This window comes from Sphingobacterium sp. Mn56C, assembly GCF_049319645.1.
Taxonomy (GTDB): domain Bacteria; phylum Bacteroidota; class Bacteroidia; order Sphingobacteriales; family Sphingobacteriaceae; genus Sphingobacterium.
On the sequence record NZ_JBMOUC010000001.1, the window covers coordinates 1,017,581 to 1,031,685 of the forward strand.

The window sequence follows — 14,105 nt, forward strand, 5'->3', positions numbered from 1 at the left end:
ATATATTAAAACTTATTGTGATGCAGGGGCGCGAAGTGTAAAAAAACTTAGTGTATTTTGGACACTATATTTCGGTATTTGGAAAAAAGCTTTAACTTTAGCACTGATTTAAAATAAACTAAAATAATATAACATGAGCCTAAAAGATTATAAAGGTGTATTGACAGGGGATCAAGTTCAAGAATTATTTGAAATTGCTAAAGCAGAGAAATTTGCTTTACCTGCCGTAAACATCATTGGTACAAATTCCATCAATGCTGTTATGGAAACAGCGAAAGCTGCAAATTCACCGGTTATTATCCAGTTATCTAATGGAGGAGCACAATTCTATGCCGGAAAATCATTAAACAATGATGGTCTGCAGGCGTGTATTCTTGGTGCGGTATCTGCTGCACAGCACGTACATTTATTGGCAGAGCATTATGGTGTTGCCGTAATCTTGCATACCGATCATGCGGCTAAGAAGCTTTTACCTTGGATTGATGGCTTATTGGATGCAGGCGAAAAGTTCTTTGCACAGCATGGTAAACCTTTGTTTTCTTCGCATATGTTGGATCTTTCCGAGGAATCTATCGAGGAGAATATCGAAATCTCTAAAAAATATTTGGAGCGCATGAAGCCACTAGGTATGACGATAGAGATCGAATTGGGTGTTACAGGTGGTGAAGAGGATGGTGTTGATAATTCGGATGTGGATAGCTCAAAATTATATACACAGCCGGAGGAGGTTGCGTATGCATATGAGCAATTGTCGGAGGTTTCGGATAAATTTACTGTGGCGGCAGCATTTGGTAATGTGCATGGTGTTTACAAACCTGGAAATGTGAAATTACAGCCTGTTATCTTGCATAACTCGCAAGAATATATCCGTGAGAAGTTTAACCTTACGGCAGAGAAACCGGTTAATTTTGTGTTCCATGGTGGCTCGGGTTCTACACCGGAAGAAATTGCAGAAGCGATCTCTTATGGTGCGATTAAAATGAATATCGATACGGATATGCAATGGGCATTCTGGGATGGTATTCGTGCTTACGAAGCTAAAAACCACGATTACCTGCAGGCGCAAATTGGTAACCCGGAAGGGGAAGATTCTCCAAACAAAAAATATTACGACCCACGTGTTTGGTTACGTAAAGGTGAGGATGCTTTTGTTGCGCGTTTGAAACAAGCCTTTGAGGAATTGAATGCGGTAAATGCAAATGATAAATTGTAATATTTACTTGTATTATAACTTAAAAATAGCCGTCCACAGGATGGCTATTTTTTTGTTCTTTTTTTATGTTTTCTCGTATTCTTTAAGGTATTTGATTTTACGTTTTCTGTAATGTCCGATTGCATGGCGGTTGTAAAGGGTTGGTTTGACGGGGTTATTAGTGCACAGCTTAATGCTTAGGCTACGCTGCTATGGCATCGCAGTGAACCTGACGTTAGCAGCGTTAAGTTGAAATGGTTCTTCAATGCGCTTAAGCGCTCAGGGTATGGCCTGTTGCGCTGAGGTCAATTTTTTTGGTTACCTCGCTGAATAGGCGTTTAATGGCTATATCGAGGTAGTTTGTGGTATTGGCAACTCGTGTTTGCTTCTTTAAAATATATAAAATCTGCATTTCAGGATACGGACACCCTTGCGCGGGCTATTGTTTTGACATTGGAATTGGCAATGGTCATTTTTGGTGGCGCTGTGCTGCTGCTGTTTTTGGAGTAGGCGATAAGGGTGTATGTTTTGAGTTCATCTAGCAGGATATCGCCTTCTAAGCCTATGCGTGTGATGGCTATAACAGGGCTTTGGTAGGTCTTTTGCTTTGCTTTTTCTGTTTCAATGTTTTTGCTATTTTTCATTTTTTTTTACAGTGTTTTAATTATTAATGCTATATATTTTGATTTAATAAATTTTTATTGTTTAATTTTTGATTTCCTAAGCCTAAAAGGCTTTTTTACGTGTTTTTATAAGCCATTTTTTTGTTTTTTTATGTTAAGTATAATTTGTTTGGTATATTTTATATAGTTTATTACATTTTTGTGTAAATGTATATGTAGTTTAATAGCTGTTTGTGTAATTAAATGTAAATATGTAGTTAAATCGTTACTAAAGATTGTGTATTGAGGAAATTTATTTCCGAAAACATATTAAAATGAGCTGAATGCGGATGTATTTTCTTTGTGGTTTTATTGTTTTTTATTTTTAATGCTGTAGGAGAGTAAAAGTGTTGTTGTATGAGGGTATTGGTTTGTTGTAGGGGATAATGCTTTGGACTTGTTTCAACAAAAAAAGAGAAGATTGCTTTTTAGGGCTTTCTTCTCTTTTCCTTGTTGTTATGTTGTTATTTTGTTATCAAAGTAGCTTAACCTTATTCTTTCTTTTACTGTTTTTTGTGAGTCTTTTATAGATAGCCAAGGTTATAAATTCCAAAAACGGGCATCCTGCTAAAAATATAAGGCTGTTAACAGTCGGCGGTTATTCCGCAATGCATCGCAGTGGTCGACTTTGCTGTCGATAACCATCGGTTAGTAGCGTTAAGCCAAAAGTTGTTTCCAATGCTCTTAAGCGCCAAATACCGGCAGAACTTGCAGAGCTTGTATAGTAATTTACATTGGTGCCACGATTCTGTAAACCAGATGGAGCTGTGCTATTCGTATTCATTATTCCCTGTGCAGGTAGTACCAGCCATATGTTTTTATTTCTTTTGCTGGTTAATACTTTTGCTGCATTATAATGGGTGTTACTTTCAGCAAAACTTCCTTTGTTTGTTGCGGTAACATTGGCTACTAATTGCGCCATTTGCATTCTTGTGGGTACCCTAAATCCTGCAGGACAGGGGTCGGTGGCCGTTTTAACTGGTGCGAGCTCTGTTCCGGTATTCCATGCCGTGTAGGGGGCAGCTGTGGCGGTCCAATTTGAGTTTTCGGTAATGCTTGTTGGTCCGGCAACAGCGGGGAGGCGGCCAAACTGATAATAGTTACCATGCAGCTGGGAAGTGATTGGGCTTTGATTGGGGTCTTGATTTATTGCGACACCAACATTATGCAGCGCCCATATTTGTCCGCCGATCTGTGCTGCGGGTATACCTTGGTGTACCAGGTATTTATCGTTTGGCGTGATTTTTAGGGTTAGGTTGTACCTTACACCGGGTGTAATTTTAAGGTTTGTAATCGCTGGAAGATTGGTCTCGGTAATCTCTCCGACGGTAATTTTGCTTACCGTAAGTGTCGTATTGGTATTTTCTGGGGAGTTTATCAAGGTAGTTACCGAGTTTGTTGGGTTTGGTGTAAACAAGACGGGTGCTGTAACATTTGCTACAGGCCTGGTTATAGCAGCACTTGCTAGCGAAATATTTGCGAAGTTTTTATGCGGACTGATGGTTGCTTCAAATGCGGTCGGGGTATAGCCAGTTGCGCTGACATCAATTTTTGTGGTTATCTCGCTGAATAGGTGTTTAAACGCTACTTCTAAGTAGTTAGTGGTATTGGCAACCAGCGTTAGCTTCTTTTTAAAGTACATAAAATCTGCATTTCCGGGTACGGACACCCTTGCGGTGGCTAATGTTTTGACATTGGGGTTGGTAAAGGTCATGTCTGGTGGCGCTGTGCTGCTGCTGTTTATGGAGTAGGCGATAAAGGTGTATTCCTTGTATTCATCTAATAGCAGGTCTCCTTCGGTGTCTTCATTTTGATGGCTGTAGTTTTTTTCGGTTATATAACCACCATTCGGGTCAAAGACTACGATTTTGTATTTGACGTCATTTTCTAGGAGATCTATTATAATATCGGCTTTTGTGGACGGATTTTTGTCCGCTTGTTGGCTCGGTTCTGGTGTTAGTGTGGCTGTCAGGTAGTAGTCTGCATTAAAATCTACGGATACGGTTTGTCGGTTTGACAAAGGGTAATCGGTAAAGGGAGTGCTGCCCGACTTGAAATTAATTTCGTCGTCGAAGCTGGCTCTGCTGATGCGCACCTTAACCCTTCCATTATCGTCGGGATTATAGTTTTTGTCCTCCTGTTTGGCGCAGGAAAACGCTAACAGGCTGCACAACAGCAGAACTGCTGGTATAAGATGGCCTGTGTTATGGAATTGTCGTATCCCTAGGTTGAGTTTCAAAATATTCATAATAATTGTTTTTTTAGGTTACCATTCTATCGTTGTGCTTACATCTTCCCCTTGTTCCCATTCCGTTACAATTTCTTCAAATTCAGATGTCGGATTTAAGGGGGCAGATTCTATGGCAAAACCACCTTCTAAGCCTATGCGTGTGATGGCTATAACAGGGCTTTGGTAGGTCTTTTGCTTTGCCTTTGCTGTTTCCATGTTTTTGCTATTTTTCATTTTTTTACAGTGTTTTAATTATTAATGCTATATGTTTTCTTTGAATAAATTTTTGTTGTTTTATTTTTTTGATTTATTAAGTCTAAAAGGCTGTTTTACATGTTTTTATAAGCCAATTTTTGTGTTTTTATGTTAAGTATGCCTTGTTTGGTTAATTTTATGTAGTTAATTGTAATTCTCTGTAAATGTATATGTAGTTTAATGGCTGTTTGTGTAATTAACAGTAAATATGTAGTCCAATCGTTACTAAATATTGCGTATTTAGGAAATTTGTTTCCTAAAACATATTAAAATAAACTGAATGCGGATGTATTTTCTTTGTGGTTTTATTGTTTTTTAATTTTTAATGCTGTAGGCGAGTAAAAGTGTTGTTGTATGGTGATTTTGCCGGTTTTTCTAGTGATGTGGCTAGTAAAAAAAAGTTTATAGGCCTTAGCCCCTAAAAAAAGAGGGCAAAGGCCACAGATTTAAGCCTGGGAGAATGGATTATTTGTGTAGTACAACCAGGAAGCATTCAAATACAGCAAGGAAATGGGTTTACTGTGCTAAAAATATTTGGGCTCTTTTTATGGAAGATAGTTTTTTCGTGCGCAGCACTATGCTTTTTTTTGGGGGGGAGGGTATTGGTTTGTTGTAGGGGATAATGCTTTGGACTTGTTTCAACAAAAAAAGAGAAGATTGCTTTTTAGGGCTTTCTTCTCTTTTCCTTGTTGTTTTGCTGTTATTTTGATATCAAAGTAGCTTAACCTTATTTCTTCGTTTACTGTTTTTTGTGGTTCTTTTTACAGATAGCCAAGGTTATAAATTCCAAAAACGGGCATCCTGCTAAAAATATAAGGCTGTTAACAGTCGGCGGTTATTCCGCAATGCATCGCAGTGTTCGACCTTGAAGTAGATCGCCATCGGTTAGTAGCGTTAAGCCAAAAGTCGTCTCCGAACCTATTAAGCGCCAAACACCGGCAGAACTTGCAGAGCTTGTATAGTAATTTACAGTGTTGCCACGATTGTCTATACCAATTGGCGCATTTGCTGTGTTCGTATTCATTAATCCCTGTGCAGGTAATACCAGCCATATGTTTTTATTTCTTTTGCTGGTTAATACTTTTGCTGCATTATAATGGGTATTACTTTCAGCAAAACTTCCTCTGTTTGTTGGGGTAACATTGGCTACTAATTGCGCCATTTGCATTCTTGTGGGTACCCTAAATCCTGCAGGACAGGGGTCGGTGGCCGTTTTAACTGGTGCGAGCTCTGTTCCGGTATTCCATGCCGTGTAGGGGGCTTCTGTGGCGTTCCAATTTGAGTTTTCGGTAATGCTTGTTGGTCCAGCAACAGCGGAGAGGCGGCCAAACTGATAATAGTTACCATGCAGCTGAGAAGTGATTGGGCTTTGATTGGGGTCTTGATTTATTGCGACACCAACATTATGCAGCGCCCATATTTGTCCGCCGATCTGTGCTGCGGGTATACCTTGGTGTACCAGGTATTTATCGTTTGGCGTGATTTTTAGGGTTAGGTTGTACCTTACACCAGGTGTAATTTTAAGGTTTGTAATCGCTGGAAGATTGGTCTCGGTAATCTCTCCGACGGTAATTTTGCTTACCGTAAGTGTCGTATTGGTATTTTCTGGGGAGTTTATCAAGGTCGTTACCGAGTTTGTTGGGTTTGGTGTAAACAAAACGGGTGCTGTAACATTTGCTACAGGCCTGGTTATAGCAGCACTTGCTAGCGAAATATTTGCGGAGTTTTTATGCGGACTGATGGTTGCTTCAAATGCGTTCAGGGTATAGCCAGTTGCGCTGACATCAATTTTTGTGGTTATCTCGCTGAATAGGTGTTTAAACGCTACTTCTAAGTAGTTAGTGGTATTGGCAACCAGCGTTAGCTTCTTTTTAAAGTACATAAAATCTGCATTTCCGGGTACGGACACCCTTGCGGTGGCTAATGTTTTGACATTGGGGTTGGTAAAGGTCATGTCTGGTGGCGCTGTGCTGCTGCTGTTTATGGAGTAGGCGATAAAGGTGTATTCCTTGTATTCATCTAATAGCAGGTCTCCTTCGGTGTCCTCATTTTGATGGCTGTAGTTTTTTTCGGTTACATAACCGCCATTAGGGTCAAAGACTACGATTTTGTATTTGACGTCATTTTCTAGGAGATCTATTATAATATCGGCTTTTGTGGACGGATTTTTGTCCGCTTGTTGGCTCGGTTCTGGTGTTAGTGTGGCTGTCAGGTAGTAGTCTGCATTAAAATCTACGGATACGGTTTGTCGGTTTGACAAAGGGTAATCGGTAAAGAGAGTGCTGCCCGACTTGAAATTAATTTCGTCGTCGAAGCTGGCTCTGCTGATGCGCACCTTAACCCTTCCATTATCGTCGGGATTATAGTTTTTGTCCTCCTGTTTGGCGCAGGAAAACGTTAACAGGCTGCACAACAGCAGAACTGCTGGTATAAGATGGCCTGTGTTATGGAATTGTTGTATCCCTAGGTTGAGTTTCAAAATATTCATAATAATTGTTTTTTTAGGTTACCATTCTATCGTTGTGCTTACATCTTCCCCTTGTTCCCATTCCGTTACAATTTCTTCAAATTCAGATGTCGGATTTAAGGGGGCAGATTCTATGGCAAAACCACCTTCTAAGCCTATGCGTGTGATGGCTATAACAGGGCTTTGGTAGGTCTTTTCCTTTGCCTTTGTTGTTTCCATGTTTTTGGTATTTGTATTCATATTTTTAGTTCTTTTAGGGTTATTTTTTCATTAAAAACTTAAATTATAAGCCACTTTTAAAGCATTTTGCTGGTATACACTGGTCTTTTTTTCTATGATGTATTTTATCAGGTCTTTTACACTCTGTATGGACTGTATATTTTTTATTTCTTTAGGGTTATGTTTATTTTGATTGTAAATATATGCGGAGTTAGGAGTTGTATGCTTTATTAAATAGAAAATATGTAGACTAATCGTTACTAAATATTGCTTGTTGGCGTAATTTGTTTCTTTAAACGTGTTGTGGTGCACTTAATTCAGCTGTATTTTATCTCTAGCTGTGTGTTTTTTTAATTTTTAATGCTGTAGGAGAGTAAAAGTGTTGTTGTATGGTGATTTTGCTGGTTTTTCTAGTGATGTGGCTGGTAAAAAAAAGTTTATAGGCCTTAGCCCCTAAAAAAAGAGTGCAAAGGTCACAGATTTAAACCTTGGAGAATGGATTATTTGTGTAGTTCTACCCGGAAGCATTCAAATACAGCAAGGAAATGGGTTTAGGGCGCTAAAAATATTTGGGCTCTTTTTATGGAAGATAGTTTTTTCGTGCGCAGCACTATGCTTTTTTTGGGGGGGGGAGGGTATTGGTTTGTTGTAGGGGATAATGCTTTGGACTTGTTTCAACAAAAAAAGAGAAGATTGCTTTTTAGGGCTTTCTTCTCTTTTCCTTGTTGTTATGTTGTTATTTTGTTATCAAAGTAGCTTAACCTTATTCTTTCTTTTACTGTTTTTTGTGAGTCTTTTAGAGACAGCCAGGGTTATAAATTCCAAAAACGGGCATCCTGCTAAAAATATAAGGCTGTTAACAGTCGGCGGTTATTCCGCAATGCATCGCAGTGGTCGACTTTGCTGTAAAAAACCATCGGTTAGTAGCGTTAACTCAAAAGTTGTTTCCAAAGCTGTTAAGCGCCAAAAACCGGCAGAACTTGCAGAGCTTGTGTAGTAGTTTGCCCAGCTCCCACGATTCTGTAAACCAACTGGCTCATTTCCTGTGCTATTCGTATTCATTATTCCCTGTGCAGGTAGTACCAGCCATATGTTTTTATTTCTTTTGCTGGTTAATACTTTTGCTGCATTATAATGGGTGTTACTTTCAGCAAAACTTCCTCTGTTTGTTGGGGTAATATTGGCTACTAATTGCGCCATTTGCATTCTTGTGGGTACCCTAAATCCTGCAGGACAGGGGTCGGTGGCCGTTTTAACTGGTGCGAGCTCTGTTCCGGTATTCCATGCCGTGTAGGGGGCAGCTGTGGCGTTCCAATTTGAGTTTTCGGTAATGCTTGTTGGTCCAGCAACAGCGGGGAGGCGGCCAAACTGATAATAGTTACCATGCAGCTGGGAAGTGATTGGGCTTTGATTAGGGTCTTGATTTATTGCGACACCAACATTATGCAGCGCCCATATTTGTCCGCCGATCTGTGCTGCGGGTCTACCTTGGTGTACCAGGTATTTATCGTTTGGCGTGATTTTTAGGGTTAGGTTGTACCTTACACCGGGTGTAATTTTAAGGTTTGTAATCGCTGGAAGATTGGTCTCGGTAATCTCTCCGACGGTAATTTTGCTTACCGTAAGTGTCGTATTGGTATTTTCTGGGGAGTTTATCAAGGTCGTTACCGAGTTTGTTGGGTTTGGTGTAAACAAAACGGGTGCTGTAACATTTGCTACAGGCCTGGTTATAGCAGCACTTGCTAGCGAAATATTTGCGGAGTTTTTATGCGGACTGATGGTTGCTTCAAATGCGGTCAGGGTATAGCCAGTTGCGCTGACATCAATTTTTGTGGTTATCTCGCTGAATAGGTGTTTAAACGCTACTTCTAAGTAGTTAGTGGTATTGGCAACCAGCGTTAGCTTCTTTTTAAAGTACATAAAATCTGCATTTCCGGGTACGGACACCCTTGCGGTGGCTAATGTTTTGACATTGGGGTTGGTAAAGGTCATGTCTGGTGGCGCTGTGCTGCTGCTGTTTATGGAGTAGGCGATAAAAGTGTATTCCTTGTATTCATCTAATAGCAGGTCTCCTTCGGTGTCTTCATTTTGATGGCTGTAGTTTTTTTCGGTTACATAACCGCCATTCGGGTCAAAGACTACGATTTTGTATTTGACGTTATTTTCTAGGAGATCTATTATAATATCGGCTTTTGTGGACGGGTTTTTGTCCGCTTTTTGGCTCGGTTCTGGTGTTAGTGTGGCTGTCAGGTAGTAGTCTGCATTAAAATCTACGGATACGGTTTGTTGGTTTGACAAAGGGTAATCGGTAAAGGGAGTGCTGCCCGACTTGAAATTAATTTCGTCGTCGAAGCTGGCTCTGCTGATGCGCACCTTAACCCTTCCATTATCGTCGGGATTATAGTTTTTGTCCTCCTGTTTGGCGCAGGAAAACGCTAACAGGCTGCACAACAGCAGAACTGCTGGTATAAGATGGCCTGTGTTATGGAATTGTTGTATCCCTAGGTTGAGTTTCAAAATATTCATAATAATTGTTTTTTAGGTTACCATTCTATTGTTGTGCTTACATCTTCCCCTTGTTCCCATTCCGTTACAATTTCCCCAAATTCAGATGTCGGATTTAAGGGGGCAGATTCTATGGCAAAACCGCCTTCTAAGCCTATGCGTGTGATGGCTATGACAGGGCTTTGGTAGGTCTTTTCCTTTGCCTTTGTTTTTTCCATGTTTTTGGTATTTGTATTCATATTTTTAGTTCTTTTAGGGTTATTTTTTCTTTAAAAACTTAAATTATAAGCCACTTTTAAAGCATTTTGCTGGTATACACTGGCCTTTTTTTCTATGATGTATTTTATCAGGTCTTTTACGCCCTGTATGGACTGTATATTTTTTATTTCTTAAGGGTTATGTTTATTTTGATTGTAAATATATGCGGAGTTAGGAGTTGTATGCTTTATTAAATAGAAAATATGTAGACTAATCGTTACTAAATATTACGTATTAAGATAAAAATAAACCTTTCAGTAGAAAAAACTTGTTGTCTAGCTCTATGTATTGGAGCATTAAAATTTTGGAGTATTTAAGAAATCTTAATTTATACAGGGCATATCGGACAGCTTAATTAGATGACTTTTTGGGATAAATGAAAGCAGTTTAGTAAGGTGATATGCTTGCTTATTATCTTTTGAGCAGCTGCATTCAACTTCTTTGCGATGAGGTAGCTTTGATAGGACCTTATAGGGGTAGTTGCAAACATTTTTCTTGTCCGTTTAATAACCCGTATTGTTTATAAAATAATGAGAACCGAGTTGTGGGTTGTAATTAATTGTGAAATGCTGGAATAAGTACAGCTAAAAGTTGTGGACAGATAATTAAAATCCGTTAAAATAGGGTTTCGATAGAACTGTTGTTATATTTTTTTAAGAAATAATATAATTTTAAAACTTACCTAATTGAATAGCTAAGGAAGGGTTTAGTAGCGTGCAGCCGTATTTTTCCCGGCAAATTATGCGCCGCAATTGCAACCCTGATTTTTCTTTTTATGCTTATGATTTGCTTTTTTCATGAATAATACAGACCTTGCAAAAAAAATCTTTAGGGGTGCCTTAGTGCTGAGATTATACCCTTAGAACTTGATCCGGTTAGTACCGGCGAAGGGAAAAGAGAAGTGCAGCTTCCTTGTTGCATATGTATTTTTGTAGGTCTATGTGTTGAGAACTGACCTAAAATTCCATCCTTCTATATTCAAGTTCATTTCTGAAGATTAGTTAAAACATTTTGGAAATGAAAATTAATGTAAACAACCAAAGCAGAGAAGTGCAGCCTTCGGTACGGTTATCCGAACTGATGGATGAGCTCCTGAACGGTAGCGTCCAAGGGACTGCTGTAGCCGTAAATGATGTCTTAATTCCTCGAAGTAGTCAATCGTCGTACCTCTTGCAGGAAAACGATTCCGTATTAATTATCACTGCAGCACAAGGAGGATAGGTTATGGCAAAGCAAAAGGACTTTTTTCCTACTCAGGAGGGGATTACTACAGGGCCGATTTCAGGGTCCCGTAAAATTTATGTGCAGGGCAGCCGCCCGGATTTAAGGGTTGCCATGCGCGAGATTAGCCTAGCAGACACGCGCACCATGGACGGTACTTTAATGCCAAATGCGCCGGTGGTGGTATACGATACGACGGGTGTATATACCGATACGCAGCATACCGTTGATATTTATGCGGGTATTCCCTGCATCCGCCGGCCGTGGATTTTAGAACGTGGCGACGTTGAGGAGCTGCCAGCCATTACTTCGGCGTATGGCAAGGAGCGCCTGCAGGATGACTCCTTAACAGCGATACGTTTTCCGGATTTGCGTAAACCTTTACGTGCAAAAACGGGTGCTAATGTGTCGCAGATGCATTACGCGAAGCGGGGAATTATAACGCCTGAAATGGAGTATATCGCTATTCGCGAAAACCAACGCATTGATGCACTTTATGATACATTACAGGATAAAACGTTACTGCAGCAGCATGCAGGTAATAGCTTTGGTGCGCGGGTTCCTAAGAGCCATATAACCCCCGAATTTGTGCGCGAGGAAGTTGCTGCAGGAAGAGCGGTTATTCCTAATAATATTAACCACCCCGAGTCGGAACCTATGATTATTGGGCGTAATTTCTTGGTAAAAATAAATGCCAATATTGGCAATTCGGCCGTTACATCGTCTATTGAAGAAGAGGTTGAAAAGGCCGTCTGGGCTTGCCGTTGGGGTGCCGATACGATAATGGACCTTTCTACGGGCAATAATATCCACGAAACACGGGAGTGGATATTACGTAATTCTCCTGTTCCGATTGGTACGGTGCCCATCTATCAAGCCTTGGAAAAGGTGAATGGTAAGGCGGAAGACCTTAGCTGGGAGATTTTTAGGGATACATTGATAGAGCAGGCAGAGCAGGGGGTATCGTATTTCACCATTCATGCTGGGGTACTATTGCGCTATATTCCGCTGACGGTGAAACGCGTTACGGGTATTGTGTCGCGTGGCGGCAGTATTATGGCGAAATGGTGTTTATCGCATCATAAGGAGAATTTTCTGTATACCCACTTCGAGGATATCTGTCAGATTATGAAGCAATATGATGTGGCTTTCTCCTTGGGCGATGGTTTACGCCCCGGCAGTATTGCCGATGCAAATGATGCAGCACAGTTTGCGGAGCTCGAAACGCTTGGTGAGTTAACAAAAATTGCCTGGGAGCATGATGTGCAGGTGATGGTCGAGGGACCCGGACATGTGCCTATGCATCGCATAAAGGAGAATATGGACAAGCAGCTTCAAACATGCCACGAAGCACCATTTTATACCTTGGGTCCGCTTACTACCGATATTGCCCCGGGTTATGACCATATCACTTCGGCCATCGGTGCTGCGATGATAGGCTGGTTTGGCACGGCGATGTTATGTTATGTGACGCCAAAGGAACACCTCGGTTTACCGAACAAAAAAGATGTTAAAGATGGGGTGATTACGTATAAGCTTGCTGCCCATGCGGCAGATTTAGCCAAAGGGCACCCGGGTGCACAATACCGGGATAATGCCTTAAGTAAGGCACGCTTTGAATTCCGGTGGGAAGATCAGTTTAACTTATCCCTGGACCCGGATACGGCTCGATCATTCCACGACGAAACCTTGCCTGCAGAGGGGGCTAAGATTGCGCACTTCTGCTCCATGTGTGGACCTCAATTCTGTTCGATGAAAATTACGCAGGAGATTCGTAAGGCCTCGGAGGATGGTATGTTGGAAAAATCAATTGCTTTTAAAGCGAATGGCGGTGCGTTGTATAGCTAAAAATAATAGGTTATGCTATCGTTAATTTATGCCGTATTACCCGAACAACAGCGCAGTAAAGATGGCGCTGTTGTTCGGGAACTTTTCGAGGAGGGCTTGGATGCGCTCTATATTCGGCGTAAGCTGCGGCCCCCTGATATGGACTATTGGAGGGCGAATATTCCCGAGGAGTACCAGTCGCGCCTGATATGGCCCGCCGATTGTTTAGCATGGCATATGCCGTTTAATAACGGGCGTTTTCATTTTAAGGAGTCGGAATATTTGGGTAACGACGCTTACCTTAGGTTGCCCAAGCTGGCGGAAAAATATACGCTATCGACATCCGTACATAGTGCAGACAGCTTTGCCGCATTAGGTGGGGCTTTTGACGCCGTATTTATCAGTCCGGTCTTTGCATCGCTCAGCAAAAGCAATTACCCAGCGATGCCTTCGGAAGAAAGGCTGTGTATACTTAAACAGTCGAACCGTGCAAAACGTATTGCGCTCGGTGGAATCGCGCTGCCGCGTTTACAATATGAAATGGACGTATTGCGCGATTTTGATGGCATCGCTCTGCATTCCGCTTTATGGGATGCGAATGATACGTTAGCTTATTTTAAAGGGATAAAAGCATTATGGCAAAACAGATAGAACGTTTACAATATATTAGTCAGGGACGTACTGCTACAGAGCAGTTACAGGGAATACAGTTTGTGTTGGATGCCGGTTTGAAATGGATACAGCTGCGCTGTAAGGACTTTACAAACGAGGCTTATTTGGATCTCGGGTTGGAGGTGCAGCAGCGTTGTAAGGTCTATGGGGCTACGCTGATTATTAATGATCGGGTAGACTTAAGCAGGCAGCTTCATGCCGATGGCTTACATGTGGGGTTAGAAGATACTGCAGTAAGCATTGCCCGAGACATGTTGCAGCCTGATACCATAATTGGAGGTACCGCAAATACGTTGGCCGACCTGCAGCAGCGGGTACAGGAGAATTGCGATTATATTGGTTTAGGGCCTTTTACCTATACGTCGACGAAAAAAAAATTAAGCCCTGTCTTGGGCTTATCCGGATACCAGGCCCTTTTAAAAACGCAAATAACTGCCAATGTTCCTGTGATAGCTATTGGCGGAGTGCAGATAAATGATGCTAATATATTGTTGGATAGCGGTCTATATGGATTGGCTATGTCTGGCGGTTTGCTGAATAGTACCGCAACCGAGATTAAACAGTTACTTCGGTATTTAAACACTTTATAAGATTAGG

The 14,105-nt window shown here is 41.1% G+C and carries 13 protein-coding genes and 1 riboswitch; of the genes, 5 read left to right on the plus strand and 8 right to left on the minus strand.

Annotation, left to right across the window (positions count from 1 at the left end; translation table 11 throughout):
• Window positions 1–133 precede the first annotated feature (133 nt).
• Window positions 134–1,213 (plus strand): class II fructose-bisphosphate aldolase, encoded by a 1,080-nt coding sequence (gene fbaA, locus ACL9RF_RS04320; protein WP_422799362.1) that lies wholly within the window; start codon window positions 134–136, stop codon window positions 1,211–1,213.
• A gap of 250 nt (window positions 1,214–1,463) precedes the next feature.
• Here the strand turns inward: fbaA and ACL9RF_RS04325 are convergent, their stop codons facing one another.
• The 8 genes from ACL9RF_RS04325 to ACL9RF_RS04360 all read right to left on the minus strand — a co-directional run bounded on the left by ACL9RF_RS04325 (window position 1,464) and on the right by ACL9RF_RS04360 (window position 9,748).
• The gene (locus ACL9RF_RS04325; protein WP_422799363.1) at window positions 1,464–1,604 is read right to left on the minus strand and encodes a hypothetical protein; all 141 of its coding nucleotides are present in this window, start codon (window positions 1,602–1,604) and stop codon (window positions 1,464–1,466) included.
• 1 nt (window position 1,605) lies between these two features.
• Window positions 1,606–1,836 carry a hypothetical protein gene (locus ACL9RF_RS04330; protein ID WP_422799364.1) on the minus strand — a complete coding sequence of 77 codons (231 nt, stop codon included), beginning with the start codon at window positions 1,834–1,836 and terminating at the stop codon, window positions 1,606–1,608.
• A 616-nt stretch (window positions 1,837–2,452) separates the two neighbouring features.
• On the minus strand, window positions 2,453–4,102 hold the full coding sequence (locus ACL9RF_RS04335; RefSeq protein WP_422799365.1) for a hypothetical protein: 1,650 nt from the start codon (window positions 4,100–4,102) through the stop codon (window positions 2,453–2,455).
• 18 nt (window positions 4,103–4,120) lie between these two features.
• Window positions 4,121–4,318: a hypothetical protein gene (locus ACL9RF_RS04340; protein ID WP_422799366.1), complete on the minus strand. Its 198-nt coding sequence runs from the start codon at window positions 4,316–4,318 to the stop codon at window positions 4,121–4,123.
• An 856-nt stretch (window positions 4,319–5,174) separates the two neighbouring features.
• Window positions 5,175–6,827, minus strand: a complete 1,653-nt coding sequence (locus tag ACL9RF_RS04345; RefSeq protein ID WP_422799367.1) for a hypothetical protein — start codon at window positions 6,825–6,827, stop codon at window positions 5,175–5,177.
• 18 nt (window positions 6,828–6,845) lie between these two features.
• Complete coding sequence (locus ACL9RF_RS04350; protein WP_422799368.1) at window positions 6,846–7,025, minus strand: hypothetical protein; 180 nt, start codon at window positions 7,023–7,025, stop codon at window positions 6,846–6,848.
• An 870-nt stretch (window positions 7,026–7,895) separates the two neighbouring features.
• Window positions 7,896–9,551, minus strand: coding sequence for a hypothetical protein (locus ACL9RF_RS04355; RefSeq protein WP_422799369.1), 1,656 nt, complete (start codon window positions 9,549–9,551; stop codon window positions 7,896–7,898).
• A gap of 17 nt (window positions 9,552–9,568) precedes the next feature.
• A complete protein-coding gene (locus ACL9RF_RS04360) occupies window positions 9,569–9,748 on the minus strand; it encodes a hypothetical protein (RefSeq protein WP_422799370.1) in 180 nt (59 codons plus the stop codon).
• Between the two features lie 860 nt (window positions 9,749–10,608).
• Window positions 10,609–10,698: riboswitch (TPP riboswitch) on the plus strand.
• A gap of 107 nt (window positions 10,699–10,805) precedes the next feature.
• Between ACL9RF_RS04360 and thiS the strand changes: the two genes are divergently transcribed.
• From thiS to ACL9RF_RS04380, 4 genes are read left to right on the plus strand one after another with little or no spacing between them, the layout of a single operon-like run.
• On the plus strand, window positions 10,806–11,009 hold the full coding sequence (gene thiS / locus ACL9RF_RS04365; RefSeq protein ID WP_422799371.1) for a sulfur carrier protein ThiS: 204 nt from the start codon (window positions 10,806–10,808) through the stop codon (window positions 11,007–11,009).
• Window positions 11,010–11,012: 3 nt separating this feature from the next.
• Window positions 11,013–12,857 carry a phosphomethylpyrimidine synthase ThiC gene (gene thiC, locus ACL9RF_RS04370; protein ID WP_422799372.1) on the plus strand — a complete coding sequence of 615 codons (1,845 nt, stop codon included), beginning with the start codon at window positions 11,013–11,015 and terminating at the stop codon, window positions 12,855–12,857.
• A 12-nt stretch (window positions 12,858–12,869) separates the two neighbouring features.
• Window positions 12,870–13,487: a hypothetical protein gene (locus tag ACL9RF_RS04375; protein WP_422799373.1), complete on the plus strand. Its 618-nt coding sequence runs from the start codon at window positions 12,870–12,872 to the stop codon at window positions 13,485–13,487.
• Entirely contained in the window at window positions 13,472–14,098 is a 627-nt protein-coding gene (locus ACL9RF_RS04380) for a thiamine phosphate synthase (RefSeq protein ID WP_422799374.1), read from the plus strand. The genes ACL9RF_RS04375 and ACL9RF_RS04380 overlap by 16 nt, the downstream gene beginning before the upstream one ends.
• Window positions 14,099–14,105: the final 7 nt, after the last annotated feature.

Coding starts and splice junctions, on each gene's coding strand:
- ACL9RF_RS04355 (WP_422799369.1), bottom strand. CDS start 9,551: ATGAATATTTTGAAACTCAACCTAGGGATACAACAATTCCATAACACA.
- ACL9RF_RS04380 (WP_422799374.1), top strand. CDS start 13,472: ATGGCAAAACAGATAGAACGTTTACAATATATTAGTCAGGGACGTACT.
- ACL9RF_RS04360 (WP_422799370.1), bottom strand. CDS start 9,748: ATGGAAAAAACAAAGGCAAAGGAAAAGACCTACCAAAGCCCTGTCATA.
- ACL9RF_RS04350 (WP_422799368.1), bottom strand. CDS start 7,025: ATGGAAACAACAAAGGCAAAGGAAAAGACCTACCAAAGCCCTGTTATA.
- ACL9RF_RS04345 (WP_422799367.1), bottom strand. CDS start 6,827: ATGAATATTTTGAAACTCAACCTAGGGATACAACAATTCCATAACACA.
- ACL9RF_RS04340 (WP_422799366.1), bottom strand. CDS start 4,318: ATGAAAAATAGCAAAAACATGGAAACAGCAAAGGCAAAGCAAAAGACC.
- ACL9RF_RS04330 (WP_422799364.1), bottom strand. CDS start 1,836: ATGAAAAATAGCAAAAACATTGAAACAGAAAAAGCAAAGCAAAAGACC.
- ACL9RF_RS04375 (WP_422799373.1), top strand. CDS start 12,870: ATGCTATCGTTAATTTATGCCGTATTACCCGAACAACAGCGCAGTAAA.
- fbaA (WP_422799362.1), top strand. CDS start 134: ATGAGCCTAAAAGATTATAAAGGTGTATTGACAGGGGATCAAGTTCAA.
- ACL9RF_RS04335 (WP_422799365.1), bottom strand. CDS start 4,102: ATGAATATTTTGAAACTCAACCTAGGGATACGACAATTCCATAACACA.
- ACL9RF_RS04325 (WP_422799363.1), bottom strand. CDS start 1,604: ATGCAGATTTTATATATTTTAAAGAAGCAAACACGAGTTGCCAATACC.
- thiC (WP_422799372.1), top strand. CDS start 11,013: ATGGCAAAGCAAAAGGACTTTTTTCCTACTCAGGAGGGGATTACTACA.
- thiS (WP_422799371.1), top strand. CDS start 10,806: ATGAAAATTAATGTAAACAACCAAAGCAGAGAAGTGCAGCCTTCGGTA.